This window comes from Embleya sp. NPDC050493, assembly GCF_044458105.1.
In the GTDB taxonomy this organism is placed as follows: Bacteria; Actinomycetota; Actinomycetes; order Streptomycetales; family Streptomycetaceae; genus Embleya.
In genome coordinates, this window is record NZ_JBITHP010000045.1 from 62545 (window position 1) to 64261 (window position 1717).

General features: G+C 72.5%; 2 protein-coding genes. Both read left to right on the plus strand.

All coding sequences use genetic code 11. The features are described 5' to 3' along the window. Nucleotides 1-142: 142 nt before the first annotated feature. Complete coding sequence (gene pdxT / locus ACIBM5_RS44455; protein WP_396012391.1) at nt 143-754, plus strand: pyridoxal 5'-phosphate synthase glutaminase subunit PdxT; 612 nt, start codon at nt 143-145, stop codon at nt 752-754. Nucleotides 755-829: 75 nt separating this feature from the next. Beyond that, nucleotides 830-1585, plus strand: a complete 756-nt coding sequence (locus ACIBM5_RS44460) for a YebC/PmpR family DNA-binding transcriptional regulator (RefSeq protein ID WP_391587575.1) — start codon at nt 830-832, stop codon at nt 1583-1585. Nucleotides 1586-1717 lie beyond the last annotated feature (132 nt).

The following is a 1717-nucleotide window of genomic DNA, read 5'->3' on the forward strand; positions in this document are numbered from 1 at the left end:
ACCCCCCCCCCCCCCCCCCCCCCCCCCCCCCCCCCCCCCCCCCCCCCACCCCCCCCCGCCCCCCCGCCCCGGGGGTGGCCGCCGGGGGCCCCCCCCCCCCCCCCCCCCCCCGGCTCGGTACCTACGACCGGACGAGGTTGACGTGTCCACCACTCCCATCATCGGTGTCCTCGCCCTCCAGGGCGACGTGCGCGAACACGCCATCGCGCTGGCCGAACTCGACGCGATCGCGCGCCCGGTGCGCAAGGCGGAGGAGTTCGCCGAGCTCGACGCGCTCGTCATACCCGGCGGCGAGTCGACCACGATGTCCAAGCTCGCGGTGTCCTTCGGGCTGTTCCCCGCGCTGCGCGAGCGGGTCGCGGGCGGCATGCCGGTCTACGGCTCGTGTGCGGGCATGATCATGCTCGCCGACAAGATCCTGGACGGCCGCGAGGACCAGGAGACGGTCGGCGGGATCGACATGATCGTGCGGCGCAACGCGTTCGGCCGGCAGAACGACTCGTTCGAGGCCGACGTGCCCTTCGCCGGTACGGCCGGCGGCGACCCCGTCCACGGCGTGTTCATCCGCGCCCCGTGGGTCGAGTCGGTGGGCGCCGAGGTCGAGGTGCTCGCCCGACTGACCGCGGAGCCGTACGCGGACCGCATCGTCGCGGTACGCCAGGGCAACCTGCTCGCCACGTCCTTCCACCCGGAGCTCACCCCCGACCGGCGCGTGCACGCGTACTTCGTGGACATGGTCCGTGCCACGCTCTGAGTCCGCGCGCCGGTAGGATCTTCCAGCCTGTACAGGCCCGTGCAGTGCACCCGCGACCCGAAGGAGTAGAGGCGGATGTCCGGCCACTCGAAGTGGGCGACCACCAAGCACAAAAAGGCCGTCATCGACGCCAGGCGCGGAAAGCTCTTCGCCAAGCTGATCAAGAACGTCGAGGTGGCGGCGCGCACCGGCGGCGGTGACATCGCCGGCAACCCGACGCTCTACGACGCCATTCAAAAGGCCAAGAAGTCCTCGGTCCCGAACGACAACATCGACCGCGCGGTCAAGCGCGGCTCCGGTGCGGAGGCCGGCGGCGCCGACTACCAGTCGATCACGTACGAGGGGTACGGACCGAACGGTGTCGCGGTGCTGATCGAGTGCCTCACCGACAACCGCAACCGCGCGGCGTCGGACGTGCGGGTCGCGATGACCCGCAACGGCGGCTCGATGGCCGACCCGGGCTCGGTGTCGTACATGTTCACCCGCAAGGGTGTCGTGATCGTGCCGAAGAACGACCTGAGCGAGGACGACGTGCTGGGCGCGGTGCTCGATGCCGGCGCCGAGGAGGTCAACGACCTCGGCGACACCTACGAGGTGGTCAGCGAGGCGACCGACATGGTCGCCGTGCGGACCGCGCTCGTGGACGCCGGGATCGACTACGACTCGGCGGACGCCAACTTCATCCCCAGCGTCTCGGTCGAGCTGGACGAAGAGGGCGCGCGCAAGATCTTCCGGCTGATCGAGGCGCTGGAGGACAGCGACGACGTCCAGGAGGTCTGGGCGAACTTCGACGTCTCGGACGAGATCATGGAGAGCATCAACGCGGAATAGTCGCGATGCGCGAACGCGGGGGGGGGGGGGGGGGCCCCCCCCCCCCCCGCCCCCCCCCCGCCCCCCCCCCCCCCCCCCGGGGGGGGGGCGCCCCCCCCCCGCCCCCCCCCCCCCCCCCCCCCCCCCCCCCCC

What these genes read in the sequence shown, in the direction of transcription:
- ACIBM5_RS44460 (WP_391587575.1), top strand. Translation starts at nt 830, where the DNA reads ATGTCCGGCCACTCGAAGTGGGCGACCACCAAGCACAAAAAGGCCGTC.